Source organism: Pseudomonas sp. SID14000 (genome assembly GCF_002165135.1).
GTDB lineage: Bacteria > Pseudomonadota > Gammaproteobacteria > Pseudomonadales > Pseudomonadaceae > Aquipseudomonas.
This window is the reverse complement of sequence record NZ_NFZQ01000006.1, coordinates 123,716-149,031: the sequence shown is the minus strand read 5'-3', so window position 1 is coordinate 149,031 and position 25,316 is coordinate 123,716. Positions and strand designations below refer to the sequence as shown.

At 60.8% G+C, this 25,316-nt stretch carries 23 protein-coding genes; 9 read left to right on the top strand and 14 right to left on the bottom strand.

Going from position 1 to position 25,316, the window contains the following annotated elements; genetic code table 11:
* The first annotated feature begins 7 nt into the window (after positions 1-7).
* Complete coding sequence (locus CAY82_RS10910; RefSeq protein WP_087501196.1) at positions 8-496, top strand: DoxX family protein; 489 nt, start codon at positions 8-10, stop codon at positions 494-496.
* Between the two features lie 121 nt (positions 497-617).
* On the opposite strand, the gene CAY82_RS10905 is transcribed toward CAY82_RS10910, so the two are convergent.
* The 7 genes from CAY82_RS10905 to CAY82_RS10875 all read right to left on the bottom strand — a co-directional run bounded on the left by CAY82_RS10905 (position 618) and on the right by CAY82_RS10875 (position 11,723).
* Positions 618-1,316, bottom strand: a complete 699-nt coding sequence (locus tag CAY82_RS10905; RefSeq protein WP_087501195.1) for a DUF2063 domain-containing protein — start codon at positions 1,314-1,316, stop codon at positions 618-620.
* The gene (locus tag CAY82_RS10900) at positions 1,309-2,157 is read right to left on the bottom strand and encodes a DUF692 domain-containing protein (RefSeq protein WP_087501194.1); all 849 of its coding nucleotides are present in this window, start codon (positions 2,155-2,157) and stop codon (positions 1,309-1,311) included. The genes CAY82_RS10905 and CAY82_RS10900 overlap by 8 nt, the downstream gene beginning before the upstream one ends.
* 76 nt (positions 2,158-2,233) lie before the next feature.
* Positions 2,234-2,725 (bottom strand): hypothetical protein, encoded by a 492-nt coding sequence (locus CAY82_RS10895; protein WP_087501193.1) that lies wholly within the window; start codon positions 2,723-2,725, stop codon positions 2,234-2,236.
* A 163-nt stretch (positions 2,726-2,888) separates the two neighbouring features.
* Positions 2,889-3,443 (bottom strand): DUF4174 domain-containing protein, encoded by a 555-nt coding sequence (locus CAY82_RS10890; RefSeq protein ID WP_087501192.1) that lies wholly within the window; start codon positions 3,441-3,443, stop codon positions 2,889-2,891.
* A 196-nt stretch (positions 3,444-3,639) separates the two neighbouring features.
* The gene (locus tag CAY82_RS10885; protein ID WP_256576255.1) at positions 3,640-8,067 is read right to left on the bottom strand and encodes an NEL-type E3 ubiquitin ligase domain-containing protein; all 4,428 of its coding nucleotides are present in this window, start codon (positions 8,065-8,067) and stop codon (positions 3,640-3,642) included.
* A 129-nt stretch (positions 8,068-8,196) separates the two neighbouring features.
* Entirely contained in the window at positions 8,197-10,557 is a 2,361-nt protein-coding gene (locus CAY82_RS10880) for a DNA polymerase II (protein ID WP_087501191.1), read from the bottom strand.
* Between the two features lie 245 nt (positions 10,558-10,802).
* Entirely contained in the window at positions 10,803-11,723 is a 921-nt protein-coding gene (locus CAY82_RS10875) for a LysR substrate-binding domain-containing protein (protein ID WP_087501190.1), read from the bottom strand.
* Positions 11,724-11,882: 159 nt separating this feature from the next.
* Between CAY82_RS10875 and CAY82_RS10870 the strand changes: the two genes are divergently transcribed.
* From CAY82_RS10870 to CAY82_RS10840, 7 genes are all read left to right on the top strand, one after another.
* Positions 11,883-12,674, top strand: a complete 792-nt coding sequence (locus CAY82_RS10870) for a YqcI/YcgG family protein (protein WP_087501189.1) — start codon at positions 11,883-11,885, stop codon at positions 12,672-12,674.
* Positions 12,675-12,676: 2 nt separating this feature from the next.
* Positions 12,677-13,303, top strand: a complete 627-nt coding sequence (locus CAY82_RS10865) for a LysE family translocator (RefSeq protein ID WP_087501188.1) — start codon at positions 12,677-12,679, stop codon at positions 13,301-13,303.
* Between the two features lie 39 nt (positions 13,304-13,342).
* Positions 13,343-14,425 (top strand): hypothetical protein, encoded by a 1,083-nt coding sequence (locus tag CAY82_RS10860; RefSeq protein WP_087501187.1) that lies wholly within the window; start codon positions 13,343-13,345, stop codon positions 14,423-14,425.
* Positions 14,426-14,562: 137 nt separating this feature from the next.
* Positions 14,563-15,258, top strand: a complete 696-nt coding sequence (locus CAY82_RS10855; RefSeq protein WP_087501186.1) for a hypothetical protein — start codon at positions 14,563-14,565, stop codon at positions 15,256-15,258.
* A gap of 134 nt (positions 15,259-15,392) precedes the next feature.
* Positions 15,393-16,085, top strand: coding sequence for an AzlC family ABC transporter permease (locus tag CAY82_RS10850; protein ID WP_087501185.1), 693 nt, complete (start codon positions 15,393-15,395; stop codon positions 16,083-16,085).
* Positions 16,082-16,396, top strand: coding sequence for an AzlD domain-containing protein (locus CAY82_RS10845; protein ID WP_087501184.1), 315 nt, complete (start codon positions 16,082-16,084; stop codon positions 16,394-16,396). Before CAY82_RS10850 ends, CAY82_RS10845 begins: the two co-directional genes overlap by 4 nt.
* Complete coding sequence (locus tag CAY82_RS10840) at positions 16,393-17,295, top strand: AraC family transcriptional regulator (protein ID WP_087501183.1); 903 nt, start codon at positions 16,393-16,395, stop codon at positions 17,293-17,295. The genes CAY82_RS10845 and CAY82_RS10840 overlap by 4 nt, the downstream gene beginning before the upstream one ends.
* Here CAY82_RS10840 and dinB read toward each other — a convergent pair.
* Genes dinB through speD form a run of 5 tightly spaced genes read right to left on the bottom strand, consistent with a single transcriptional unit; the run spans position 17,243 to position 23,382 of the window.
* Positions 17,243-18,352, bottom strand: coding sequence for a DNA polymerase IV (dinB, locus tag CAY82_RS10835; RefSeq protein WP_256576254.1), 1,110 nt, complete (start codon positions 18,350-18,352; stop codon positions 17,243-17,245). The two genes, CAY82_RS10840 and dinB, sit on opposite strands and share 53 nt — an antisense overlap.
* A complete protein-coding gene (locus CAY82_RS27045) occupies positions 18,345-20,393 on the bottom strand; it encodes an ornithine decarboxylase (RefSeq protein ID WP_256576253.1) in 2,049 nt (682 codons plus the stop codon). The genes dinB and CAY82_RS27045 overlap by 8 nt, the downstream gene beginning before the upstream one ends.
* Positions 20,371-21,588: an MFS transporter gene (locus tag CAY82_RS10825; protein ID WP_087501180.1), complete on the bottom strand. Its 1,218-nt coding sequence runs from the start codon at positions 21,586-21,588 to the stop codon at positions 20,371-20,373. Before CAY82_RS10825 ends, CAY82_RS27045 begins: the two co-directional genes overlap by 23 nt.
* A gap of 14 nt (positions 21,589-21,602) precedes the next feature.
* The gene (locus tag CAY82_RS10820; protein ID WP_087501179.1) at positions 21,603-23,009 is read right to left on the bottom strand and encodes a coproporphyrinogen-III oxidase family protein; all 1,407 of its coding nucleotides are present in this window, start codon (positions 23,007-23,009) and stop codon (positions 21,603-21,605) included.
* Positions 22,993-23,382 (bottom strand): adenosylmethionine decarboxylase, encoded by a 390-nt coding sequence (gene speD / locus CAY82_RS10815; protein WP_087501178.1) that lies wholly within the window; start codon positions 23,380-23,382, stop codon positions 22,993-22,995. Before speD ends, CAY82_RS10820 begins: the two co-directional genes overlap by 17 nt.
* A gap of 535 nt (positions 23,383-23,917) precedes the next feature.
* Between speD and CAY82_RS10810 the strand changes: the two genes are divergently transcribed.
* Positions 23,918-24,145, top strand: a complete 228-nt coding sequence (locus CAY82_RS10810) for a hypothetical protein (RefSeq protein WP_087501177.1) — start codon at positions 23,918-23,920, stop codon at positions 24,143-24,145.
* A gap of 58 nt (positions 24,146-24,203) precedes the next feature.
* On the opposite strand, the gene CAY82_RS10805 is transcribed toward CAY82_RS10810, so the two are convergent.
* The gene (locus tag CAY82_RS10805; protein WP_087501176.1) at positions 24,204-24,686 is read right to left on the bottom strand and encodes a copper chaperone PCu(A)C; all 483 of its coding nucleotides are present in this window, start codon (positions 24,684-24,686) and stop codon (positions 24,204-24,206) included.
* Positions 24,687-25,295, bottom strand: a complete 609-nt coding sequence (locus tag CAY82_RS10800; protein ID WP_087501175.1) for an SCO family protein — start codon at positions 25,293-25,295, stop codon at positions 24,687-24,689. It lies immediately after the preceding gene.
* Positions 25,296-25,316: the final 21 nt, after the last annotated feature.

Genomic DNA, 25,316 nt, shown 5'->3' with positions numbered 1-25,316 from the left:
AACCAGCATGACCACCTTGACCCGCACACTGACTACCTTCGACCGTTTCGGTACCTGGAGTGCAGACCTGCCGCTGCGGCTGTTCCTGGCCTGGGAATTTTTCGAATCCGGCTGGGAGAAATTCAATGGCAGCAACTGGTTCGCCGACCTGCAAGCGAACTTTCCGTTCCCCTTCAACCTGCTGCCTGTAGAGCTGAACTGGCAGCTGTCGATGTGGGCAGAGCTGATCCTGCCGTTACTGCTGTTACTGGGGCTCGGTACCCGGCTGGCCTCGTTGGGGCTGATGGTGCTGACCGTGGTGGCGATTGCCGCAGTGCACTGGCCGGCGCACTGGTCGAGCCTGGCCGAGCTGGCCCAAGGGTATGCGATTACCGACCAGGGCTTTGGGAACTTCAAGTTGCCGCTGATCTACCTGGTGGCGTTGCTGCCACTGCTGCTGAAAGGGGCTGGGCGGTTGAGCCTGGATCATTGGCTCAGAGGGCGGTTCTGCAGGTGATTTCGCCGGGGCTGCGTTGTAGCCCATCGCGACACAAGGCCGCTCCTACAGGAGATCGCGTACCTCTGTAGGAGCGGCCTTGTGTCGCGATAGGGGCGCAAGGCGCCCCCCGTACCCGCACTCAACATGTACCGATGATAACCCCCTGCCCGCGCAGCCCCTCCAGCAACGCCGACCCCTCCTCCACACCACCGCCCAGCGCTTCCAACCGCGCCCGCCCACTGCCCTGTTCCAGTGCCAGCAACCGGTACGCCAGCGGCGCCAGGCGCGCGAAGCGCACCTTCAACTCCGCATCGCGATAAACAAGCAACAAGGTCGGCGCCTCTGGCGCGACCGCTGGCTGGTAATCCGCCCCAATCCGTTCCACCGGCCAGCGATAGGCCAACACCCGCGCCACACACGACAACAGCGGCTCCCCTTCCAGCAGGTCGCCTGCCGGGTCATGGGCCGGGTCCTCGGCATCGCTCAGATACAACTGAGCCTCGACCCACTCATAGTGCGCCAGCTCCAGCTGCCAGGGCGCATCCAGCTCGATGCCTTGCAGATAATCGACGAAGGCTTCGGCAATCTCGGTGAACAACGGTGTCTGGCTGCGATAGTTGGCATAGAAATCTCGCACTCGCGCATGCCAGCGCTGTTCGCCCAACGCCTGGCGCATCACCGGAAAACTGCCGGCCAGCAAACCTTCGATAGCACCATAGAACAGCTCGCGGTAAATCTTCAGCCGCCGGGCCTCTATGCCAGGCGGCGGCGCATGGCGCTGCGGGTCACGCAGGTACCGGGCCAAGGTGTACTGCTGCTCACGCAAGGTCTCATTCATTTGCAAGCCCTCCCGCAGCACGCTGCACAGTGCGGATGCGCGCCGCTTCGGCGAGCAGTTCGGCCAGCGGCGGGTAGTTGAAATCACGCTCGAGTACGGTCGGTTGCACACCGAAACGCGCACAGGCGACCGCGTACAGCGCCCACACATCTTCCTTCACCGCAGCCCCGTGGGTGTCTACCTTGAGGTCCGGCGCTTCATCGTAATGGCCAGCCACGTGCATGCCGGTCACTCGCGCCTGGGGCAAGCCCGCAAGGAATTCGCGGGCGTCGTAACCGTGGTTGCAGGCATTGACGAACACATTGTTGACGTCCAGCAGCAAGTCGCAGTCGGCCTCATCAAGTACCGCACGGATGAAATCGAGTTCGCTCATCGCCTGGTACGGCGCGGCGTAGTAGCTTATGTTTTCCACGGCAATGCGCCGTTCCAGGTATTCCTGGGCCTGGCGAATCCGCGCGGCCACATGGCGCACAGCTTCGTCGGTGAACGGAATGGGCATCAGGTCGTACAGGTGCCCGTCATCGCTGCAGTAGCTCAGGTGCTCGCTGTACAGACGCACCTGGTGGCGATCGAGGAACTGACGAGTCTGGCCAAGGAAATGGCAATCCAGCGGCTCGCTGCCACCCAGCGACAACGACAGCCCGTGACAGGTAATGGCAAACCGTTCGGCCAACTGCGCCAGGCCCTTGCCGTAGGCACCGCCCACTGCAATCCAGTTTTCCGGTGCGCATTCCAGAAAGTCCACCGCGCCAGCCTCCATGACCAGCAGTTCCGGCAACAGCCCGCGGCGCAGGCCGAGCCCGGCCCGCAAAGGCTGAGGGGACAAAGATGTGGGGTGCATGAACAGGTCTCCGCAACAGGCACAACGCCCCGCCTGACCAGCAGGAGGGGCGTTGCGCGGTTCATGGGGTAGAAGATCAGGGCTTGCCGGTCAGGTGGCTGAACAAGCCCTCGGGCATGGTCTTGCCATTAGCCTGGTAGATCGCCTTGAGGTGATCTGCGGCCTCCTGTTCAGAGATGAAGCCATCATGGTTGCGGTCGATCTTGTCGAAGTCGCCGGCACGGTCCTTGGCCACCACCAGGAACTCGTCGCGCGAGACCTTGCCGTCGTGATTGCTGTCGGTCTTGGCGAACGAGGCATCACCACACTTGCCCTCGCCGCACTTGCCTTCGGTACCGGCCTTGGCGCTGGCGCCGCACTTGCCCTCACCGCATTTGCCTTCGCCCTGGGTGGCCTTGGCGCTGCCACCACATTTGCCTTCACCACATTTGCCCTCGCCGGCCACCTTGGCCGAAGCCAGCTGGTAACCCTGAGTCAACGGTTCGACGGCAAAGGCGCTGCTGCTCAATGCCATGCTGCCGATCAGGGCAGCGCCGAGCAGGCCGAGGGTGTTTCGTACTTGAGTCATGGTGTCGCTCCACTGTGGTTGGAATGTGGAGCCATTAGGCCGTTGCGGTATGTCGTGGATGTATCGCGCGGGGTGCGGTTTTGTATGGGAATGGGTCAGCGGCGTAGGCAGATACAGTGGGATACACAAGGGCCCCAAGGTGCCTCGGGGCCGTCGTGCAGGGTCAGTCTTCCAGCGGCTTGGGGGGGGCGGCCGGCTTGGCCGGCTTGGCAGGCTTGCTGTCCTTGGCCTTGGGTTCCGGTGCCGCCGCTGCCACAGGCTCCGGCGCCGTCACGGCTTTTTCGCTGGCGGGCAGATCATCGACCGCCTTGAGGATCACCTGCGGGTCGATGGCCTCGCCCTTCTCGTCGTCCTTGAGCATGTGCCGCTCACCGTCCTTGCCCACCAGGATCACCTTGGTGCCTTTGCTGGCACCCAGCTTCAACTCACGGATCAAGGCCATGGTGGTTTGCTGCTCGAGGTTCTTGTCCTCACGCTTGCCCATCATGTTGGCAACGCTGTACAGCACCAGGTTGCGCTCTTTGAAGGCGGCCTGGGTGGCCGGGTCCTTCAGGGCCTCGTTCAAGCCACGCAACGTCGGGTCGGCGCTGCTGGGTGCAATGACGACCAAGGGCCTGGCCTTGCCCAGTTCCTTGGCCAGCGGCGCGTCACTGTCGGCGGCGAACACGGGGCCGACGAACGCGAGCAAGGTGGCGAGGGTCAATGACCGGACGAGCATGCGTATCTCCTTATTCTCTCGATAAACCAAAAGACTACAGATCAGGGAGAAAGATCCGACGAGCGAGCGTAAACCAGCAAAAGGCCTCCATGTTTGAATGAACAGTAACCGGCGGTTACCAAATGCGATCACTCCCATCCCGAGCCCCAAAAAACATCTGTCGCTTGTGACTTGAGCATAGTCCAATGCGCCCTCGTCATGCCCATCGTTGCAAAGCTTCGATGGTCAGTTGAAGCTCGGCCTGCTCGGTCCACTGCCTGGCTTCCGCCATCACTCTGGCGGCGTTCCCAGCACCATCTTCCGCCAATTGGTCCTGGAGACGCTGCGGTATTTCCAGCTCGCGTACGTAACGCTTCTCGAGATACTTTCTCCAGAATGGTTGCTGGAGCATCCACGCTGCTATCGATTCGACTGTCTCATTACGCCTTACCTGATCACCCGCACGTGCCACCGAAGCGACGTCCAGGTCCGGGATCCCGGCGTGGAGCATGCTCCGTGCATTGCCCGGCAGGTCCAGCTCCTCGCGCAAGCGGATCGAGTAGGCCAGCGCCCATTCGATCGACTCGTTGCCCGCACCTGCAGCCTCAGCCTCGCGCAATGCGATGAATTCGACCTCCCGTTGCCTCCACAGCCGCCGCGCCAGTGTCACCAGAACTCGCTCCTGGCTGCCAGAGGGGGCAGCCTGCTCTGCTTCCCACACAAGGCATCGGATTTCAAGCTGCTGGAAGACCACCGTAGCGTTGTCGGCGCAGTTTTCGACCAATGCATTGGCGAAAACCTCATCGGCCAGGTCTGGCGAATTCTGGACCTTTTCCATCATGGCCAGAACGCGTGAAGCCAGCAGTTCCCCATTGAGAGGATGGGTGAAGTCTCTCGAGCGCGTGAGTTGTGCCAGCAGAAGCATGAAGTTTGCCACCCCATCCATTTGCTCGACATGAACCCACAGGCTACTCAGGTCCTCACGTTGTTCACCGTCCAGGCGGTCCGCCCAGCGCAGCTTATGAGGGATTGAACTCGTCTCCGGAATGTTCCAGGCCTCCTGCACCTCTTCAGCCTGATGCACCAACACGGGGTTGCCTGACAGCGCCACGTAGCCGTTCTGCCATAACCGAGACTCGGTGAAGTCAGGGGGCAACGAAGCGATGAGGTTGTTGGAAGCGTCTAGCATGTACAACGTCTCACACTCCATGATGCCCTCGGGCAGCGATAACATCCCGGTATTGCGCAAACGCAGCTCGGCCAACTGGTCCATCTGGGCCACCGAAAAGGCCGTGCTCAAGGGGTTGCCCGAAAGGTTCAGGTAACGTAAACCTCTGCACAGCTCCAGCACTTGAGCTTGTGGCAATTCCAGCGAGATGCGGTTGTCAGACAAGTCGAGAATGCTCAATTCATTGAGCAACGGCAGGCTGCCTGGCAGACGTTCCAACCGGTTATAGCTCAGTTCCAGAGACCTCAGATTGGGGAATGAAAGCAGGAATCGCTCCGGCACCTCCTCCAGCAGTAGGCTGCGCAGGGAAAGTTCGGTAACATGCGGGAAGGTGAACAGTGGTCCCAATTCCGGCAACGAGCGCAGGTCATGCCCGCTGTACTGCCAAGTCACGGACAAGCGTTGGCCCTCAGGGGTAACCTGATCAGGTATCCGTTCCCGCCAGCATTGCATGACGGCTTTGCGAAACCGCTTGCGCTCGGTTCGCTCACGGGCCAGCAATCCTTGCCGTTCCCAGCTTTTCAGTTTGTCGCTCAACCGGCGCGCCTGCTCTTCGAGCACGCGAAGCGTAGTATCGGTATCACGCCCCGAAGCATGCAGCGCACTTAACCAAGCATCGACCTCGCCATCGCTGTATGCTGGGTAAAGGTCGCGCAGGCGCGCCTCGAATGCCCTGGGTCGTGGGGCAGGCCGAGCAAGGCGTCCCAGGCCGCCACCCAGCGGGTAGCCGACCCTGCCATCCTCCAAGCGCAGCGGCGTCAACATCCATGGCAATTCAGGGTTTCTGCCCAATGCCTGGGCGAGTTCCCTACTGTGACCGGCCACTTGCCTGGCCAGGACTGCTCTCAGGCCTGGGGCGTAGGGTTCATTGATACCGATTGCCTCATGGTCGCCAGGGGAGAACGCATCCACCAGGGTCTCGAACAGTTCACCGGGGCCGCGCATTTCAACGCCCAGCGCGTCCTCAAGTGAGAACCGCCCGTTTTCATATACAAGTCTGAAGTTCTGCCCGCGGCCAGTGGTAGCCATTACCGGCTGTGGACTGTCGCCGTCGTACAGCCGCCAACGCGGTCTACCACTGCTTGTATCCAGAGTGTCAAGCAAAGTCAGCGCGACCTTGGCCTGGTCCAGAGTCTGAGGCGTATCGATGAACAGCGCCTCACAGGCACGCGCAATACGAATGCGTAGTACGCTCAGCCTGGCCTTGTCGACCAGCCGGAACGGCACCGTACCGCTGACCAGGGCCTGAAACTCCGCACCTTCTGCCGATAACCCACCCACAAGCTCGCGCGCAGCACGGCCATGCAGGCTCGGGAATGCCCTGCGCAACGTTGCCACCGCTGCATCATCTGGCTCCTGTTGCCCGTCATAAACCTGTTGAAACAGTTGGCGCCGTCTCGCCGAAACCTGTGCCGCCAATGCGGGCCCTTCGTGTTCCGTGACGCCTGGCAATGCACGAGCCTTCAACAGCAACGGCGCGTCCTCCGGCACCCGCCCAAGCTTCAAACTGTCCAACAAGGCTTGTAGCCGACGGTCGATCAGCAGGCGCTCGACGGTATCGACCAGCTCAGCTTCCGGCGGTCGACCGTATACATGCAGCGCCCGAAGGTGGTCTGCATCCAGGGCATGGATAGCCATGGCCTGGTCAATTTGCTCATCATCCAGGCGAGCGAAACGCCCACCAAGGCGGCGGAACATCCTGTGCGTGTCTGCCCAGTTGGCAGGTTGCTCGGCCCATAGCCGCCAAGCCCCGGCGTCATTGTGACGCAACAAAGGCCCATGGCCATCTCGTGGCGCCAGTTGCCACTCTTCGTCTGCACGCTGGACGACCTCGTAGTAATGGCCGTCCATGGCTATCCAGCTTCTGTTCTGGGCGCGGTAGATGCCCATTTCATCGGCCACTTCCCTGGCAGCAGGGGCCTCGCTGCGAAATGGCACCAAGTCCCCATTCCAAAGTTTTTCGGTCCCATCCTCCAGCCGCGCTGGCACCCACTGGTCCACTGCGGCCCAAGCCCGGCTCGCTTCACGCCATACCACAGCGGTAACACCGACCACAGCCAGGTCTTTGCTCACGCTGAGCACATGCTCGATAGCTGCGCTGGTATCACCCTCACGCCAGTCCTTCACTGCCTGGAACAACTCGCTCAACAGGTCCCACACCATTACAGCAAGCAGCAGCGCATTAAGTTCAGGGATGAACACGCCCGCCACGCCGGCCAGTGTCCACCCTTCGGCAACCAACCTTTGCCTATGGGCCTCCTGGGCCTTGCGGTCAAGGTCTGACACCGGCGTGGCAATCAATGCGGCATCGTCCTTGATGTGAGCAAGGCGTGCGGCAGCAAGGTGGTCGAACAACGGTAGCGGGTAGTCCCGCATGTACTGGCCCATTTCTCGGGTTGCCCAATCGGCCACACCTACCAATTCCTGGACAACCTTGGAAAAGAACTGCTGCATGTCACGCCGTCGTACGAAGCGACTGAAAAACTTCTGATACGGCTTATCTCGCAGACGCTTGCCCAAGACCTTGCGGGTGAAGCTTTCCAAGTCGGGGCTTGCGGTCCAGGGACCGTGTGGGTCATCGGGTATATAGACAAGGATCTTGCGGCTGACTTTGTCATGAAATACATCGAGTATCACGATCTGCTGCAAATCGCAGCCGAACGCCTTGAGTTGCCGGGCCACCACCTTCGACTCGTAAAACGTGCCAGGTCTTCCGTGCTTGCATAGCTCTAGCACCAGGTCCAGTTCGGCGGCACTCAGTACTCCATCGCTTTTGGCCTTGCAGGCATCGATCAGCATGACCGAGCTGTACAGTTGCGCAAGCGTCGCACCCATGTTGCGCCAGCCGCTGGCCTGAGTGCTCGACGCTTTCAGCACGCTGTCCAGATGCTGCTGATAGCGCCTGCCCAGATCCAGCTGGCGGCACAGGCGTGCGAAGGCAGGCGCGGTCGGTGAAGCAAGCCGTTGCGACAGGCTGTCGACGATGCAATTGTCCTTGTGCTGTTCGTCCCGCCCCTCGCCCGGTGTGAAATTGTCCAGTGCCGCCTCGATCAGCGGTACGTCGAAGTAGTCCTTTTCCACGACCGGATAACGGCTCCACACGGTGCCCGCAGGGGAGGTGTACCAGCGTCTGAAATACAGGCCTTTGACATCTTGCTCAATGCCGAATTTCTCATGCATGGCGCTTTGAAGCAGCGACTTGACGAAATGGTCGATGCCCTCGATGCGCGCAAGCTCCCTTTCCAGCCACTGTCGACAGGCCAGGCTGTCCTTCAACGCGTCGCGTAATGCAGCATGCTGCGATTCATACAAGCCGTTGGCCGGGATGTTCTGTTCGGTAGGCGATACGATACGCAGCCGGCGAATCCATCTGGGTAGCCGCTTGACGATGAGGCTGTCCTGATAGGCCTGCTCCATGGCCAGCCTATCGACGGGTGGCGGTTGCTCCTTGGTGGGTGTAGTCACGTTGTTGGCCTCTGTCTGATCCAGAGGCGCGACAATAGGCACAGGCATGCCACAAGGTAGGCTAGATAGGTACCACCCCCTTCAGAACAGCGCCAGCTGCTGCCCGGTCAACCCTTCGAAACTGTCGCCAACGAAAGGCAGGATGGCATCGGCCACCGGCTGCAGCTGCCGCCTCAGGTAATGCTCGTAGTCCACCGGCGCTTGCAGGTTTTCCAGAGGTTCCGGGCCCGCCAGGGTGATCAGATAGCTGATCCAGCCGCCCCGCTGGTATTGCAACGGGCGGCCAAGGCGGCGGTTGTAGTCATCGGCCAGCCGAGCCGCGCGCACGTGCGGCGGCACATTGCGTTGATAGTCGGCCAGCGGCCGGCGCAGGCGCTTGCGATACACCAGCAGTTCGTCCAGGCCACCGGTCAACGTCTGCCGCACATAGTCACGCACGTAGTCACGGTATGGCTGGCCACGGAAGATCCGCCCGTACAGCTCCTGCTGGAACTCCCGGGCCAGCGGCGACCAGTCGGTACGCACCGACTCCAGGCCCTTGTAGACCATCTGCTCGCTGCCATCGGCCCGCTGCACCAGCCCGGCGTAGCGCTTCTTGCTGCCTTCGTCCGTGCCGCGGATGGTGGGCATCAGGAAGCGCCGGTAATGCACCTCGAACTGCAGCTCCAGCGCGCTTTCCAGGTTCATCCGCTCGCGCAGGTGTTCGCGCCACCACTGGTTGACGTGCGCCACCAGCTCGCGGCCTATGCGTGCTGCAGCCTCCTCGCCGTGGGCGCCCTTGAGCCAGACGAAAGTGGAATCGGTATCGCCATAGATCACCTCGTAGCCCCTGGCTTCGATCAGTGCGCGGGTCTGGCGCATGATCTGGTGGCCGCGCATGGTGATCGACGAAGCCAGGCGCGGGTCGAAGAAGCGGCAGCCGCTCGAACCCAACACGCCGTAGAAGGCATTCATGATGATCTTCAGCGCCTGCGACAGCGGCGCGTTGCCCTCACGCTTGGCCGCTTCCCGCCCCTGCCATACCCGCTCGACGATGGCCGGCAGGCAATGCTCGCTACGGGAAAAACGCCCACCCCGAAAGCCTTCCACCGAGTGTTCATCGTCGGGCAGGCGCAAGCCTTCGACCAGCCCCACCGGGTCGATCAAGAAAGTACGAATGATCGACGGGTACAGGCTCTTGTAGTCCAGCACCAACACCGAGTCGTACAGGCCCGGGCGCGAATCCATGACGAAGCCACCGGGGCTGGCTTCGTCGGGGCGGCTGCCGAGGTTGGGGGCGACAAAGCCCAGGCGGTGCATCTGCGGGATGTACAAATGGCAGAACGCGGCCACCGAACCACCGCTGCGGTCCACCGCAAGGCCGGTGACCGAAGACCGCTCCAGAAGGAATTCGAGCAGCCGGGTGTGGGCGAAGATGCGCGTCACCAACTCGCAATCCTTGAGGTTGTAGCGCGCCAACGCCGGCTTGTCCTCGGCGAAGCGGCGGTTGATCTCATCCATGCGCTGGTACGGCGTGTCGATGGCCTTGCCCTCACCAAGCAAGGTCTGGGCGACACTTTCGAGGCTGAACGACGGGAAACTCCAGGTCGCCGAGCGCAGCGCCTCGATGCCGTCGATCAGCAGCCGCCCCGGGGCATCGGCGAACACGTGGCCACCACCAGCATGGCTGCGCAAGGTCATCGGCGCGCCTTTGCGCCCCAGTGCCAGCGGTACCTGCAGCAACTTGGCGTGCTCATGCAGCAGGCGCAGGTCGAACTGGATCAGGTTCCAGCCGATGATTGCATCCGGGTCGTGCTCGGCCATCCACTGGTTGAGGCAGGCCAGCATGTCGGCGCGGTCGGTGCAGTAGTGCAAGTCGAAGGCGAGGCCATCAGCCGTACCGTTGGCCGGACCGAGCATGTACACCTGGCGCTGGCCACATCCTTCCAGGGCAATGCTGTAAAGCTCGCCCCGCTCGCTGGTCTCGATGTCCAGCGACACCAGGCGCAGCGGCGGGCGATAACCCGGCAGGGGTTTGAGCTGGGCATCGCAGAGTACGCCTTGGGCATCCGGTTGGCCGGTGAACTGCACCGGGGCGGTGATGAAGCGCTCCATCAGGTAGCGCTCGGGCGGGCGGATGTCGGCTTCGTACACATCGATACCGGCTGTGCGCAGGCGTTGCTCCAGCTGCATCAATTGCCGGTGCTGGCGGCAGTAAAGGCCCAGCACCGGGCGTTGGTCGAAATCCTTCAGCTGCAACGGCCGCAGCTCGGCACCAGGTTCGTTGGCCAACAGCACACGTGCGTGCGCTTCCTGCGCCAGGGGGATGAATGCCACCGATACCTGGGGCGCCAGGCGCAACTGCCGTGGCCCCTGGTCGGTGGCCAGCCAGAATTCCACGCAGGTGCCTTCGGGCGTGTCATGCCAATGCCGGGTCAGGACAAAGCCCTGCTGCAACTCCACCGCGTCGACCTCTGAATCGTTTGTTGTGCTGATTGCGGCGATTCTACCGCTGACGCAACGTCGCAGCGCGTTTTGTTGAGGCCCGCAGGTGTTTGCCGCAGTATTTTCAGCGCCTGGGGGATCGAGCGCCGCGCGGGCGGCGCTCGATCTCTCAGGCGCTGAATACCTCAAGACAAACGCCCCCGCCCCAAACCGCTCCACCGCCGGGCGCTTGCCGGCGGCCGGCCTCATGCTCGAACGCGTGTTCAACCGTACAGGTAGTTGATGTCCTTGTAGGCCAGCGGCGGCACCTGACCAAGCAGGAACTCGCGCAGCTTGTGCATCTGCCGCGCCTTGGGGCTGGCCTTGAGCCAGGTCATGTAATAGCCGTCGCCGGTGGCCACTGCGTGCTTGAAAGGCGTGACCAGGCGCCCGGCCAACAGGTCGGCACTGGCCAGCACCAGGTCAACCACCGAAATACCAAGGCCTTGCTGGGCGGCCGAGATGCCCTGGTCGAGCGTATCGAACACTTGCCCGTGGTCAATGCTGATGTCCAGCGCGTCCATGCGAGCCAGCCAGCGCCGCCAGTCACGCCGGTCGGGGGACGGGTGCAGGAACTCGCACTGGGCCAGATCGGCCAGGTCCGGTTGAGCCTGGGTCATGTAGTCCGGGTGGCATACCGGGATCAGCCATTCATCGAACAGCTTGAAACTCTCGATATCGGCGGGAAAACGCCCGTTGGCCAGGAGGATTGCGCAGTCGTAGGGCTCGGAATAGAAGTCCACGCTATCGATGTCCATCCACACGCTGGACAGCTGCACGCCGCAATTGTCCTCGATCTTCTTGAACCCATCCAGCGCCCGCAGCAGCCAGCGCATGGTGAGCGTGGACGGCGCCTTCAGACGCAGGCCGTAGCGGTCCTGGCGCAGCAGGGCGCAGGCATTTTCGATGATCTTGAAGCCAACCTTGAGCTCCTGCGCCAACAATCTGCCGTGCTCGGTCAGGGCCAGTTTCGGCCCGCGACGTTCGAACAGGTCGCAACCGAACATGGCTTCGAGGGTCTTGATGTGGTGGCTGACGGCCCCCTGGGTCAGGGCCAGTTCTTCTGCGGCACGGGTAAATGAACCATAGCGAGAGGCCACCTCGAAGGCACGCAACGCGTGCAAGGCCTGAATCCGTTCCGACATGGCGACGCCCCGAGCATGAGTGAGACTAATAGTAGGTCACAGATCCACGCGTTTTACAACGTCAAGGGCGTCTCGGAAAATGCAGGTAAATAATAAAGATAACCAAGATCCTGCCTGCATGTGACTGGAACGTTCACTAAATTTACGCTTGGGGAAATCATGTTTACGGGTTATGGAACTTGCTATCGCCTGGATGCGCTAGAGCTGGCCAATGAACATGTCCGGAACACGCGACATTGGACTTATAAAGCCGTAGAACATTTCCGCAGTATCCTCGCCAACCCCGAGTTTCCCTGCCTGTTCGGCCGCAAGGCGGTAAACGGCGAGACCTGCCACATCCTCTTCGCCCGCGCCGGGCAGTTGGCCGATGACATCGCCCAGGGCCTGGCCGACTACGTGCACACCGTCGCCCCCATCCAACCCAAGCAGCGAATCGGCAGCCCGCTGGTAGTGTTTCTCGAAACCGCCGCCGACTACAACAGCCTGGCCGAGCAACAGGCGCTGGCCTGGAAGGTGTTGCGTGGCGTGCATGCGCGCGACCCGCAGCCCTGGCCACAGGGCATTCCGACCGACCCGGACGATAGCGCCTGGTCGTTCTGCTTTGCCGGTATGCCGCTGTTCATCAACATGAATTTCCCCGGCCACCAGCAGATGAAAAGCCGCTACCTTGGGCCACACATCACCTTCGTCATCAACCCGCGGGCGAACTTCGACGAAGTGGCCAACGCCAACACCGAAAGTGGCAAACGTATCCGTGAACGCATCCGCGAGCGTGTGCGCCACTACAACGACGGCGTCATGCCCGACACCCTTGGCTTCTTCGGCGACGCCAACAACTACGAGTGGAAGCAATACCAACTGCAGGAGGCAGGGTCGCTCAACCCGTCCCGCTGCCCGTTCCATGCCCATGCCGCACAACCGGCAACACCTGACATACTAATCGAGACCTGACCGTGAACACCGCACTCACCGCCACCTATGCCCTTACCGTCCTGCTGCTGATCGCCACCCCCGGCCCGGTGGTGGCACTTATCGTCAACACCGCGGCCGCCTCTGGCTCGCGCAAGGCCATATTCACCGCCGTTGGCACCAACTGGGCATCACTGGTGCTGATCGGCGCGGCGGCCTGGATCATCCTCACCAGTGCTGCCATCGACAAGGCCTGGCTCAGCACCATGAGCCTGCTGGGTTGCCTGTTCATCGGCTACATCGCCGTGGGTACGCTGCGCGACGCCCTGCAGGCGCCGGCAGCCGAGGCGCCGGGCGAGCTCGCCAAGCCTGGCCGCGGCGGGCTGCTGCAAGGTTTCATGGTGGGCATTTCCAACCCGAAGGACATCATCTTCTTCATCGCCTTCTTCCCGCAATTCATCCAGATCACCGAGTCATTCGGCAAGAGCATGGTGGTGCTGTCGCTGCTGTGGGTGGCCATCGATTTTGCCGTGCTCAGCCTGTACATCTTCGCCATCGGCAAGATCGCCTCGCAGCGCAGCAACCGCATGATCAGCCTGGCCTCGGGGGTCGCACTGCTGCTGATCGCCGGCGGCGGCCTGCTGTACAACCTCAAGGAACTGGCAGCCTGAATGTGATGCAAAGTGCCCGCTGCACCAGAAGGAGAACCCATGACCGCGACTGACACGAGCACGTCGCCTTCACCGTTGCAACAGGACTACCAGCGCTTTCTGCTGCTGGGCAGCCGGCGTGCCCCGCACACCGTGCATGTGCATGAAACCGGCTACCGCTCCGGCACTATAAACACCGATGCCCTGGGCCTGCGCTACAGCCACTGCGCCGGTAAGCGCTTTTCGGCGGCCGAGCGCGGTGGTGCATCGCGCATCAACCTGCTGGTCGGCGGCTCCACCGCCCTGGGCATCGGTGCCAGCTCCGACGAACACACAGTAGCCTCGCACCTGTCGATGCTCACCGGCGAAGTCTGGCTGAACCTGGCCGGCTGCGGGCTCAATGCCAGCCAGGAACTGCTGCTGTTCCTGACCCATCAGCACCGCCTTGGCCAGCTCGGCCATGTGGTGGTACTCAGCGGCCTGAACAGCCTGGCCCACGAAGCCCTCTACGAAGTCCTCGCCAGCCTGAACGGTCCGCAGCACGCCAAGGCCTACCAGGACTTTCTCAACAGTTTCAGCGAAGGCATGCAGCCCACGGCGGCGCCCCGTCGGCAATCGCTGTGGCAGCGTATCGGCCAGGCCTTGGGCGCGCCCCCGGTCGCAACGCCAGCCACCTGGCCGCTGTCGCCCCCGGAAAAGCGCCTGGCCCGAGCCGCCGACAACATTGGTCGTACCTTGCGCCAATGGGACCGACTGCTGGCAGACAGCCACTCCACCCTCACCTTCATCCTGCAGCCATTGCTGCACTGGTGCCGGGATAGCCTGCCCGCTGGCGAGCAAGCCATGCTGGACGCGCTGCAGCGGCAACCGGCGAATTTCGACCGGCTGCTGGACGGCGCATTCGACAGCCAGTTGCACTCGGCATTCTTCCGCCGTATCAAGAGCCAGGCCGACCCGGTTCCCTGCTACGACATGAACTGCATGCTCAGCAGCTCGCCGGTGTTCGGGGCCGACCTGTTCATTGACCGCCTGCACCTGAACGACCTGGGCAACAATGCCCTGGCCAAAGTCATTACCGCCAAGCTTGGCCTGGCTCAGGAAAAACACTCCCAGCGCAAGGTCACGCCGATCAAGCTCGTCTGACAGTTGCCGGGTGGTCTTCCGGCCAAGCCCGTTGGGTGGCTAGAATATGCCGTCGTTCCGATCTGCCGAGGCGCACGCTTGACCGCCATGAACATCGAAGCCGTCCATCAGTACCTAGCACTCCATGGGGCTTGCCTGTGAGCCACATACTTCGCTTGCCACCACTGTTGATCGCCCTGATGCCGCTGGCCGCGCACGCGCTGGAAGTGCGCATCGACCCTCATGCCGACCTGCTTTACCGCCAGGCCTTGCCCCTGCTGGAGCAGGCAGACACCCAGGACGACGGCGCCAGCACGCTGCGCACGGCCTTGGGTGGCGACCCGGAGCTCAGCCGCCAGGGCCAGGCCATGGCCCATACCCTGCCGACAGCGGTCGCCTTGCTGAAAAAATCCGTAGCGCTGGGCCACCCGGTCGCCCAGTACCGCCTGGCGCTGTACTACATGACCTATCTGCCCGCTGCGCAAATCCCGGATGCCGCCTGCCCTCTGCTCGAAGCCAGCCTCAAACAGGGCTTTGCCGCACCAGCACCGGCCATCGCCACCTGGTGCCCGCCCTACAATGTCAGCAGCGAGTACCGTACTGCGCTGGAGGCCATCCCCAACATGGCCACTGTGTATGCCCCCTATTACCCGCAACCAGCCGCGCGCCTGGCCTGCAACCGCAACCGGCCACAAGGCCTGGAAATGCAGTGGGGGCGTCAGCGTGACTACCAGGCCGAGGTATACCGCCTGCTCGGCGACCTCGACCCTGAGCACCGCCAGAGCCTGCTGCAGAAAGCCGTGGAAACCAACGGCTGCGTGACAGCGCAGCAGCACCTGACCAGCCATCCCTGACCATCACCAGTCGCGAACCTCCGTGGGAGCGACACTAGGCCGCTCCCACAAGATCGAGACCAGCAAGATAGTTCAAGCCATTCCCCCGCTCCTTCTGGCATGCTGGCCTACCAGATAAAAGCACTGCAGCCACCATGCCCCACATCGCCCGCCAAGCCTTTCTCCACGGCGCCATCGCCATTCTCCCGTTGTCCCTGGCCGTTGCCCCCTGGGGCCTGCTGGCCGGCTCCATGGCCATCGAGGCCAACCTCAGCGCCTGGGAGGGGCAAGGTCTGTCGGCTATCGTCTTCGCCGGTGCCGCGCAACTGGTGGCCATCGGCATGCTCAAGGGCGGCGCCAACCTGGCATCGATCCTGCTGACCACCCTGCTGCTGACCTCACAGCACCTGCTGTATGGCCTGTCGATGCGACCGGTGCTGTCCAGCCAGCCACTGCGCTGGCGGTTGGGCCTGGGCTTCCTGCTGACCGACGAGTTCTTTGCCCTGACCAGCCAGTACGACCAGCAGCAGTTCAACCGCTGGTACGCCCTGGGCGTGGGCCTGACCTTCTACGTCGCCTGGAACCTGTTCACCCTGGCCGGCATCCTGCTGGGGCAGAACATTCCGCACCTGGACCAGTTCGGCCTGGACTTTTCCATCGTCGCCACCTTCGTCGCCCTGATCGCACCGCTGGTGCGCAACCTGGCCACACTGGTGTGCGTGGCAGTGTCGCTGTTCTGTTCGGTGCTGTTCAGCTACTGGCACTGGGAAACCGCCCTGGTGGCCGCAGGCCTGCTGGGCATGAGCGCCGGTTTCGTCTGCCAGAAATTCGCCGGAGCCCGTGCATGACCTGGATCCTGATTTTTGCCATGGGCGCCATCGTGTTCCTCAACCGCTATGCGTTCCTGGAGCCGCGCCTGCCCTTGCGCCTGAGCTCCAACGCCAGGCAGTTCCTCGGCTTTGCCGTGCCAGGCATGCTCACCGCGATATGCGGCCCGATCATCTTCATGCCCGACCACCAGCTGGACCTGAGCCTGCTCAACCCCTACCTGCTGGGTTCGCTGGTGGCCATCGCCCTGGTGCTGTTGACCCGCAGCGTGTTGCTGAGCATGCTGGTGAGCATGTTGATGTTCTTCTTCCTGCGCAGCTGGCTGGCATGAGCACGCCCCTGCGCGAGCAGACGCACCTCTGGCAGGCGCCGGCACTGGGCGATGTCGAGATGCTGCATGCACGCTATTTCCAGCAGCGCTTCGCCCCGCATGTGCATGAAGGCTATGTGTTCACCGTGATCGAGTCGGGCGCCCAGCGCTTCTGGCATCGCGGTAGCGAGCACCTGGCGCCGGTCGGCAGCATGGTGCTGATCAACCCCGACGAGCTGCACACCGGCGCCACCGCCCACGAAGCGGGCTGGCGCTACCGTGGCTTCTACCCGGAACATGAACGGGTAACCGGGGTGCTCGACGAGCTGGAACTGGGCCGCCAAGGCATGCCCAGCTTCAAGGACAGCGTGATCCACGACCCGGCCCTGGCGATTGCCTTCAGCCAGTTGCACCAGCTGTCCGAAGCCGGTGCCAGTGCCCTGCAGCAACAGACCGCCTGGCGCCAGGCGGTGCTGGCCCTGGTGCAACGGCACGGGCAATGCACCGAACCTGCGGCCCCCGGCCACGAACCGCTGGCGGTGGCCCGCGCCCGTGAGCTGCTGGAAAGCCAACTGGCCGCCCCGCCCTCGCTCGAGGCCCTGGCGGCGGCGGTCAACCTGTCGCCGTTCCACTTCGCCCGAGTATTCCGCCAGGCCACGGGCCTGCCGCCGCATGCCTGGTTGAAGCAGCGGCGCCTGGCCCGTGCGCGGGAAATGCTGAAGAGCGGCCTGGTGGCGTCGGAGGTAGCGTTCGACCTGGGCTTTGCCGACCAGAGCCATTTGAGCAGGCAGTTCAAGCAGGCTTACGGTGTGTCGCCGGGGGCCTATCGGCAAGCATGTGTTCATTCGATCGTGCCAACCAAGCGACTCAAAACGCCAGCTCGAGCTGCAAGGGGTCCGGCAGACTCCTTCGAATCCTGACGGCAACACCTACCAGACGCACCGCTCGCCCTTGCCGTTTGGTATCCCAAAGCATGCGACATAGCCCCTGCATGACCTGCGACTGTAAAGTCAGGGCGGGCGCCTCGGCGCTGGCAATGGAGAAATCGGAGAACTTGAGTTTGACCAGATTCCTGACAATGGGCGGCATATGGCCAAGCGCTTCCAGGCGGATGCTTAAGGCCGCCAGCAATCCATCCAGCTCTCTGGCACAACTGGCAAAGTCATCACAGTCGCTGGGCAACGTATGTTCGACTCCCAAGGACTGGACACCTCCGGGCTTCCCTTCATAGCCCTCCAGGCCTCGGCAACGCTCCCACACATAGAAACCGTGCGCACCAAGGTGCCGCAACAGAGCCGGTATCATGTCGTCAGTAACATCAGTACATTTCAGACATCCTAAAGCCTGCAACACGCCCCATGTCCTGGGCCCCACGCCAGGGATCTTGCGAATATCCACATTGGCGAGAAAAGCCTGCACCTGATCGGGTGCAATGACAAACTGGCCATTGGGTTTGTTCACTTCCGAAGCCATTTTCGCCAGATACTTCAAAGGCGCGACACCCGCGGAGGCTGTCAACTGCAGTTCCTGCTCGATCGTAGCCCGGATGCGGCTTGCCATATGCGTTGCCGAACCGTTGCAGTGCATCTGCCCTGTCACATCCAGCGTGGCCTCATCCAGCGAGAAAAACTCGACGCCTGGGGTATAGCGCCGAAAAATGTCCTCCAGCCTGCGAGTCACTGCCTCATACCGCTCGAAGCGCACAGGCAATAGCACCAAATCCGGACATAGACGTTGCGCAGTGGCTGTTGCCATTCCACTTCTGACACCAAACCGCCTGGCAACATAGTTGGATGTACTGATCACTCCCCTGTCTATCGCCTTGCCACCGACAGCGACCGGCCGCTCACGCAGCCATGGGGCATCCAGCAGTTCGACGGCGACGAAGTAGGAGTCCATGTCGACGTGAATGAACTTACGTCCTTGACCTTGCGGTTGCGTGAGTGCGCCACCCAGCGGTTGAGAGCGTTCAGTCAAGCACGAACACTCCGAACAAGACCGATCCATCGGCATCGCCAATCCTGTGCACACCCTGAATGTGCGGCGCGAATTCGGGGTACTGCGTAGACAAATCCTCCACTGCTTGCAGATAGCCAACCAACGTAGCTGTCCAGCACTCACCGGGAGCGATGCACATGATCCCGGGTGGGTAGGGAATAACGCCTTCGGCCGCAACCCTGCCTGCAACCTCCGAGATCCTCTGCAAGCTGGCCTCTCCACGCACGAACCGTTGGTTGGCCTGGTAAGGGGAGCAATTTCCCTGCGCAGCGCCCATGGCACTGAAAATCTCACTCTGCCGCAGCTCAACCTGATGTGTGCGATAGAGCGCTCTGATGCGCTCCCCTAGCTCAGCGATGGACAGGCCCTGATAGGGTGCCGAAGCCGCACGTAGCGAAGGCAGCAGTTGCAGCACCGCAGTGCCATTGAGCCAATGCGCTTCGAAATCCTCCAAAGCGCCCACCAACCTGTTCAAGGTGGCACTGTCGCTGGACGGTGTCATCAGCAGGGTAAACGTGAAGAAGTCTGTTTTCTCCGGAGTAAAACCGCAATCTCGCAGATACTGGGCAACAATGCATGCCGGAATCTCTGACTGCCCTCGGGTGGTGAAGATGGCTTTGCATGGGTCGACATAGTGCAAGCCAGGCTCTATGGCCAACACACCCTGCGCCTGGTATTCAAGCGAAGTCTGCGATACAGGCGGCATCAGTGGCCGGATCAACCGACAACGGTGTACGACCTGTTCGCGCAATGCCTGCGCAGCGGCCAGCGCTTGCCGCCAGTGGCGCTCGCCCTCACCGTCGGCGAGCATGGCTGCATTCACTTCCAGCGACATGAACAAGGGATACGACGGGCTGGTCGAAGCGTGCTGCATGAATGCTGCGTTGAACATTGGCCGTGTGCAATAACGGCGCAGGTGGCTGATATGCTGGTCTTTCTTGTGAATCTGTGAAGTCTGGGAAAGCCCTGACATCTGCTTGTGCACTGATTGCGTCACAACAATGCCGGGAGAGCTGCCAGTCAATTGCACGCTCAGCGGCGATAACTCGGCCAGTGCGGGAATGAAAGGTTCATACCCAGCCCAGGCGCCATCGAACAGTACGTATTCACATAGATGCCCAATTCGCGCCAGTATTGCCGCAGCATCGACCACCACCCCATCACAAGTCGCCTGCTGGATTACCGCCAGACGAAAGGGCCTGGGTTCTCCCGCCCGGCGCTCACAGATCTGCCCCACCCGGCTGCGCAAGTGGCCCTCATCCAGGGCACCTAATCGGTAGCCACCCAGCAGCCCCCGCTCATCTCGCACATTGTCCAGGTACACCGGCAAAGCGCCGCACTGGACCAAGGCACCGAGAAACACCGACTTGTGGTTGTTGCGATCCATCAGCACCAGGTCGCCAGCTGCCAACAGCGCACTGGCAACGACCTTGTTAGCAGTGGACGTGCCATTGAGCACGAACCAGGTATCGTCAGCACCAAAAACCCTTGCAGCCAATTGCTCGGCCTCTTGGACCGGGCCTTCGTGGCCTAATACATCACCCAGTTCAGGCGCTGCATGGGGTACATCCACGTGGAACACTTCAGGCCCCAGCAACTGCCTGAAACGGGCTCCAGCGGGGTGCTGCTGCAAACAGGCTCCTCCCTGGTGACCTGGGCAGGCAAAGGTTGGCCGACGCATGTCGACAAAAGACGCAACCGCACGTGTGAAGGGAGGCAGTACCTGGTGCTCAAAGGTGAGTGCAGCCGCCATTAGCCGGGCCCTGTCAGGCTCCGACAACGGCACGCTCAGCCTTCGCTCATCGCCGTCTGCCAGGCCATTCACACCTTCCGAGGCAATGAAAAGTGGTAAACGCCAGCGCGTAACCGCCTCAAGTACAATCGCTTGCAGCGCATCCTCCGGCGTCAAGAACAAGGCAGAAGCGAGTGCGAGATTAGCTGACGTATGAAAGGGCGCAGTCAGCACACCGTCCCATGCGTCAACATCGAGCGCCACGCTATATACGATTGTCGGTGTCATCAGCATTTCCTTTCAGGTTCCAGCGCACAGGCGCGATGAACAGCATCAGCGTCATCCAGATGAAGGTTGCCGGCCCCGCAAGCACAAACACCAAACTGGCAACCAGGCCTGAAACGGCATCACCAATGACGGCCGTGAAGTAATAAAGGGAAAAATTTCTGCCCACCTCATGCTCACTCGACAAGCACTGGATGTTGGTCACGATAGCGATATCGACAAATGCACCGATCAAGCCGACCAGGAACAGGACCGACAGAAACAGCCAGCTGTTGAACTGCAGCGCCACTGCTGCAGCCAAAAACAATGCGCCGTATAGCAGCCAATAACGCAACACCAATCGTGCGGTTGTGCGCGGATTGAAACGTGTGTAGAGCACCCCCCCCAGAACAGTACCCGCTGCAAGCAATGAAAGTACGTAACCTACCGCTGCCTCGGAAGCGAAATGCTCCAGCACCGAAGCCGGAAGGATGAAGCGAATCACCGACGTGGCAAACATCGCGCAGAGCGTGGTGCAACCAATAACGGCAAACAACGGTGCATTGCTGCCCCTTAGCTGACTTACACTGCGTGCAGCATCGCGGACGATGGCACGCCCATCGAAGGCCTGCCTGGCACTTTGCCTACCTGGCCCCAATGTGGCGATGGAGATAGCCGACAGCACCAGACATGTCGCAAAAAACAAGAACGTTGCTTCGCGAGAAAGCACTATCACGCAGACCGAAAAAACCAGCGGGCCGATAATCGAGGCAGCATCCTCGATCACCTGGACACCGCTGTTGACCGAGGCCAACTGGTCCCTTGCGACAATGTCCGGAAAATACGCGCGAAATGTCGGCACATAAAGGCACTCGAGCGCCGTCATGACCATTGCAAGACCAACCAATACGGGTAATACCGGGGTGAACAGGCCGAACAAGGCAAAGAAGGCAAGCGCCAAAAGGCCTTTGGCAACCTCGACTGCCAACAGTGTTTTCTTTTTTTCGGCGTTATCTGCCAACCAGCCACCCAATGGGGAAAATACGACGCTTGGCAAGTAACGAAAAAAATAGGCGATGCCTATCAACAGCAGATCAGCATCGGTGAGGGACACAATGGCCACGGCAAACGCGGCTTCGAAAGCAAACTCACCACATTTGGAAAATCCATAGCCAAATGCCAGCGATCGCGTTCCGTAGTTAAGATTCAGCGCGTGCATACCTTATGTTTTCCTCAGCCAGCGATATAGATCAACTCGTGCTCGGTGATATCTCGCCCAGGCACATCAAGCCGCTCGAAAACCAGCTTCCTGAGAATGTCCTGCTCACTTGCTGGCATCAGGTAGAACATGATGTTGCTGTACCAGAGCCAACCGAGCCGCGTCAGCCGATAGAACCGTGAGTCCTCAAGCACCAGGCCTGCCTGGATCAATGCATCAAGCCGCCGCATCAGCGCTTCGGGCATGCGGCCCAGTTCAACCAGGCGTTTGTCGACTGAACCGTGATACGCCAGGCGAACTACCAGCGGCTTAACCACATCCAGCAGCGGGTCATGCCTGCTCACCTGGCACAAGTGCTCCCCTTGCGCCATGCCTCGGGTGTATTTTTCGCGAGATGAAATATTGGTAATGACATGCTCCGCCACCGACGAGATAGCCCCCACACCGAAGCCCAGCAGGTCATGATCGGCATAGCCGTAGACATGCTCGTGATAGATGAAGGAGTAATCTTCGGCAAACAGCGCACTGGCAGCCCCGGGCCTGCGCACATAGCCATGACCGTTGTAGGGAATATAGCCATATTGGCGCAGGTGCTCATCGAGCATGAACTTCATGTTGAGCTTGCGCATGGCTGGCATTACGTCTGCAAAGCGGGATTTGATCTGCCTGTGCAATTTGACGGATGTTGCAGCGTTGTTGATGGGATAGATGTCGATATTGCTGACTCCTATCGCCACTGCCTTGTCAATGTCGGCGAGCGTCTGCTGCTCGTTACTGCCGTTCATGCCATAGAGGATGTCACAGAGCACATACTCAAATTGGCTATTCAACAGCTCGGCCGTGCGTTCGATTTTGCCTATGTCCGGGTCAAGGTTGAACAGCTGTCGCCATTCGCGATCCGTCGTTTGCAAGCCAAACCGCGCATGGGTCACACCAATGGCAGCCAGTGCACGAGCGCGCTCCTCGGTGACACTTGTAACACTGAACTCGAATGAGAACTCCTGCACATCGCACATATCAAAATGACGATGCAGCACCTCGCCAATATCGTGGATGTTTCGCGGCGACAGCAGTGACGGTGTCCCACCGCCAAAAAATATGGCCCTGACCGGGACCGCCCTCAAGTCCATTGCTTGCGCCTTGTACTCGATTTCGCTGATCAGTGCCTGTGTATAGCGGTCTATGTCACTGGCACTTTTGTACAGCCCCCGGGTAAACGGGCAGAACGAACAAATGGCCTCACAAAAAGGGATGTGAAAGTACAAGGCGCGTGAACGCGAAGCCTGATTGGCTGCGGACATCATCTCAGCGAACTGATACGGGGCCGGCTGGTAAACATTGCATGCTTGCGTCGGAAAGAAAAAATTGTACAGCGGAAACTGATAATCAAACTTCAACACCCCTCTATCGAGCAGCTGCATGTTCCCCTCCCAGCCGGTCAGTTACTGCACTGCCGCGCAGCAACGTTCTTCTGTTGACCTGTACGTCCGCACCAAAAAACTCCGAAATCTGATCATTGATCAAATGATTATTTTTTCCACACGTATATACATCGATACTGATGTATTCGCGCTCAGGGTACGTATGGTAGGAGAGGTGAGACTCCGATAACAGAAAAATCCCGGTGACACCCTCGCCCCCTGAGGAAAATTTGTGAATCATATCGCTTATGATGTTAAACCCTGACGCCTGCAACGCGGTCAGAAAGAAGCGATGCAATTTTTTATCATTGCTCAGCAACTTTGCACTAGCACCCGTGATATCCCAAATGGTGTGGTAGCCACGATCATCCATAAAGCGTGCTCCTGCTCAAGGAAAATAAAGGGGCGGCACGAAGCCGCCCCCTTGCTCACCACATGCACACACCTTTGGTGGTGACTCCGGTTACATCGGTCTTGAACAGCTCGATTGCAGACTTCATGTGTGAACTCCTTTCAGGTTTTTGGAATTGCCCTTGCATCTCTTGGGCAACTAAAACCTAAGGCTAATCCAGTATCACACTCAACATCCAAGTTGTAACAGCGCCACAGCCTGTGGGTGGCTCGAACCAAGACCCAGGAACATTCCTACAAATACACTTCATGGAGGCGGGACATCGTCGAATGGGCAACCCTGCGAAACAGAGCACTTCAGCATATCGCTTTAAAATTACGACTGGCATACCGCACAGATCGCAACGACACCGGCTTTAAACACATTGTTTATAAGTAACGAGTTGTTGCAGCGCCTCAGAAGCCGCCATTTGCCGCTGCATCTGCGCCTGCTGCAAAGGCAGCAGTGCGGCGCTAACCCTCTGCTACACTGACAAGGCTGAATGGAGGATCCTGCCATGTCCGAAAGAGAGCTCACCACCCTCCTGTCGCTGATGAACCAGCGCCAGGCCTGCCTGAGCAGTGCCTGCAAGGAGATAGCCGACTGGATCGACCGGCAGGGTGACCTGCCCGCCGCCGGCAAGATCCGCGCAAGTCTCAAGGCCCTGGAGGCCGATGAGGCCCAGGTCCGCAAGACCTTGACCTCGCTGACCCTCGACAGGCCGCTGCCCAAGTTTCGCAGCTGAACCGGGGCTGCCTTGTGTCGCGATGGGGCGCAAAGCGCCCCCAAAGGGTTCAGCCTGATCAGTGCTTCATGTGCATGTGATCATGCCCACTGCCCGCCTCGGCGTTGAGCGCACGCACGTCGGCCTGCACGTCCAGGGTTTGCTTGGCCCCCTTGGCATCTTCGATGGTCAGGGTCAGCGGCACTTTATCGCCTTCCTTCACCTGGTTGTTCAGGCCCATCAGCATCACATGCAGACTATTCGGGTCGAGGGTCACCGCCTTACCGGCCGGCAACTCGACCGCCTTGACCTCACGCATGCCCATCACGTCGCCATTCATGGTCATCTCGTGCACCTGCACGGTCTTGGCCACAGGCGAAGCCACGTCCACCAACTTGCTGTCGCTGCTGGCGGTCAGGATCATGAAGGCACCGGTGGACTGCTGGTGCGGCACAGTCGCACGCACCCAGGCATCGCTCACGGTGGTCTGGGCCAGTGCCGGCAGCGCCAGGCCCATCAGGACCAGGGCAGCCAGGCCGTGCTTGATCGGTTGCATCGACATTCAGCAGATCTCCATCAGGGTAACCAGGTCTTCGGCGCATTCCTGGGCAGTCAGGGAATGGCCCAGGCTCAGGCGCAGGGTGCCACGCGTATCGTAGACGTAGCTGGTGGACGAGTGAGAGACGGTATAAGTATCACCGGCCGGGACTTTCTCGTAGAACACCTTGAATTCCTTGGCCACCGCGGCGATTTCCTCGGGGGTGCCGGTCAGCGCGGTGAACGACGGATCGAACGCCTTGACGTAGGCATCGAGCACTTCGGGGGTGTCGCGCTCCGGGTCCAGGGTAATCAGCACCACCTGGAACAGGTCACGATCGCGGCCTTTGAGCAGCTTGCGGATTTGTGCAGCACGCGCCAGGGTGGTCGGGCAGACCGCCGGGCACTGGGTAAAGCCGAAGAAGATCATCGGCATGCTGCCGTAGAAACTCGACAGGGTGCGCACATTGCCTTGGGTGTCCTTGAGGCTGAACTTGCGCCCAAGGATTTCGTTGCTCATGTTCTTGCCGTGCTTGAACTCGAGCCCCCGGGCCGGGCTGCAGCCTGCCAGCAGGCCAAGCCCGAGAACGCCCATCCCGGCGACAACTGCGCGCCGGGTATACAGATCATTCATGAAACCATCCTTTAAAGGGAA

Bases quoted from the DNA above. Each gene is read 5' to 3' on its own strand.
- CAY82_RS10805 (WP_087501176.1), bottom strand. From the start codon at position 24,686: ATGTCGATGCAACCGATCAAGCACGGCCTGGCTGCCCTGGTCCTGATG.
- CAY82_RS10910 (WP_087501196.1), top strand. From the start codon at position 8: ATGACCACCTTGACCCGCACACTGACTACCTTCGACCGTTTCGGTACC.
- CAY82_RS10810 (WP_087501177.1), top strand. From the start codon at position 23,918: ATGTCCGAAAGAGAGCTCACCACCCTCCTGTCGCTGATGAACCAGCGC.
- CAY82_RS10845 (WP_087501184.1), top strand. From the start codon at position 16,082: ATGACCTGGATCCTGATTTTTGCCATGGGCGCCATCGTGTTCCTCAAC.
- CAY82_RS10875 (WP_087501190.1), bottom strand. From the start codon at position 11,723: ATGTCGGAACGGATTCAGGCCTTGCACGCGTTGCGTGCCTTCGAGGTG.
- CAY82_RS10860 (WP_087501187.1), top strand. From the start codon at position 13,343: ATGACCGCGACTGACACGAGCACGTCGCCTTCACCGTTGCAACAGGAC.
- CAY82_RS10885 (WP_256576255.1), bottom strand. From the start codon at position 8,067: ATGGAGCAGGCCTATCAGGACAGCCTCATCGTCAAGCGGCTACCCAGA.
- CAY82_RS10870 (WP_087501189.1), top strand. From the start codon at position 11,883: ATGTTTACGGGTTATGGAACTTGCTATCGCCTGGATGCGCTAGAGCTG.
- CAY82_RS10820 (WP_087501179.1), bottom strand. From the start codon at position 23,009: ATGCAGCTGCTCGATAGAGGGGTGTTGAAGTTTGATTATCAGTTTCCG.
- CAY82_RS10825 (WP_087501180.1), bottom strand. From the start codon at position 21,588: ATGCACGCGCTGAATCTTAACTACGGAACGCGATCGCTGGCATTTGGC.
- speD (WP_087501178.1), bottom strand. From the start codon at position 23,382: ATGGATGATCGTGGCTACCACACCATTTGGGATATCACGGGTGCTAGT.
- CAY82_RS27045 (WP_256576253.1), bottom strand. From the start codon at position 20,393: ATGACACCGACAATCGTATATAGCGTGGCGCTCGATGTTGACGCATGG.
- CAY82_RS10900 (WP_087501194.1), bottom strand. From the start codon at position 2,157: ATGCACCCCACATCTTTGTCCCCTCAGCCTTTGCGGGCCGGGCTCGGC.
- CAY82_RS10850 (WP_087501185.1), top strand. From the start codon at position 15,393: ATGCCCCACATCGCCCGCCAAGCCTTTCTCCACGGCGCCATCGCCATT.
- CAY82_RS10895 (WP_087501193.1), bottom strand. From the start codon at position 2,725: ATGACTCAAGTACGAAACACCCTCGGCCTGCTCGGCGCTGCCCTGATC.
- CAY82_RS10890 (WP_087501192.1), bottom strand. From the start codon at position 3,443: ATGCTCGTCCGGTCATTGACCCTCGCCACCTTGCTCGCGTTCGTCGGC.
- CAY82_RS10905 (WP_087501195.1), bottom strand. From the start codon at position 1,316: ATGAATGAGACCTTGCGTGAGCAGCAGTACACCTTGGCCCGGTACCTG.
- CAY82_RS10840 (WP_087501183.1), top strand. From the start codon at position 16,393: ATGAGCACGCCCCTGCGCGAGCAGACGCACCTCTGGCAGGCGCCGGCA.
- CAY82_RS10800 (WP_087501175.1), bottom strand. From the start codon at position 25,295: ATGAATGATCTGTATACCCGGCGCGCAGTTGTCGCCGGGATGGGCGTT.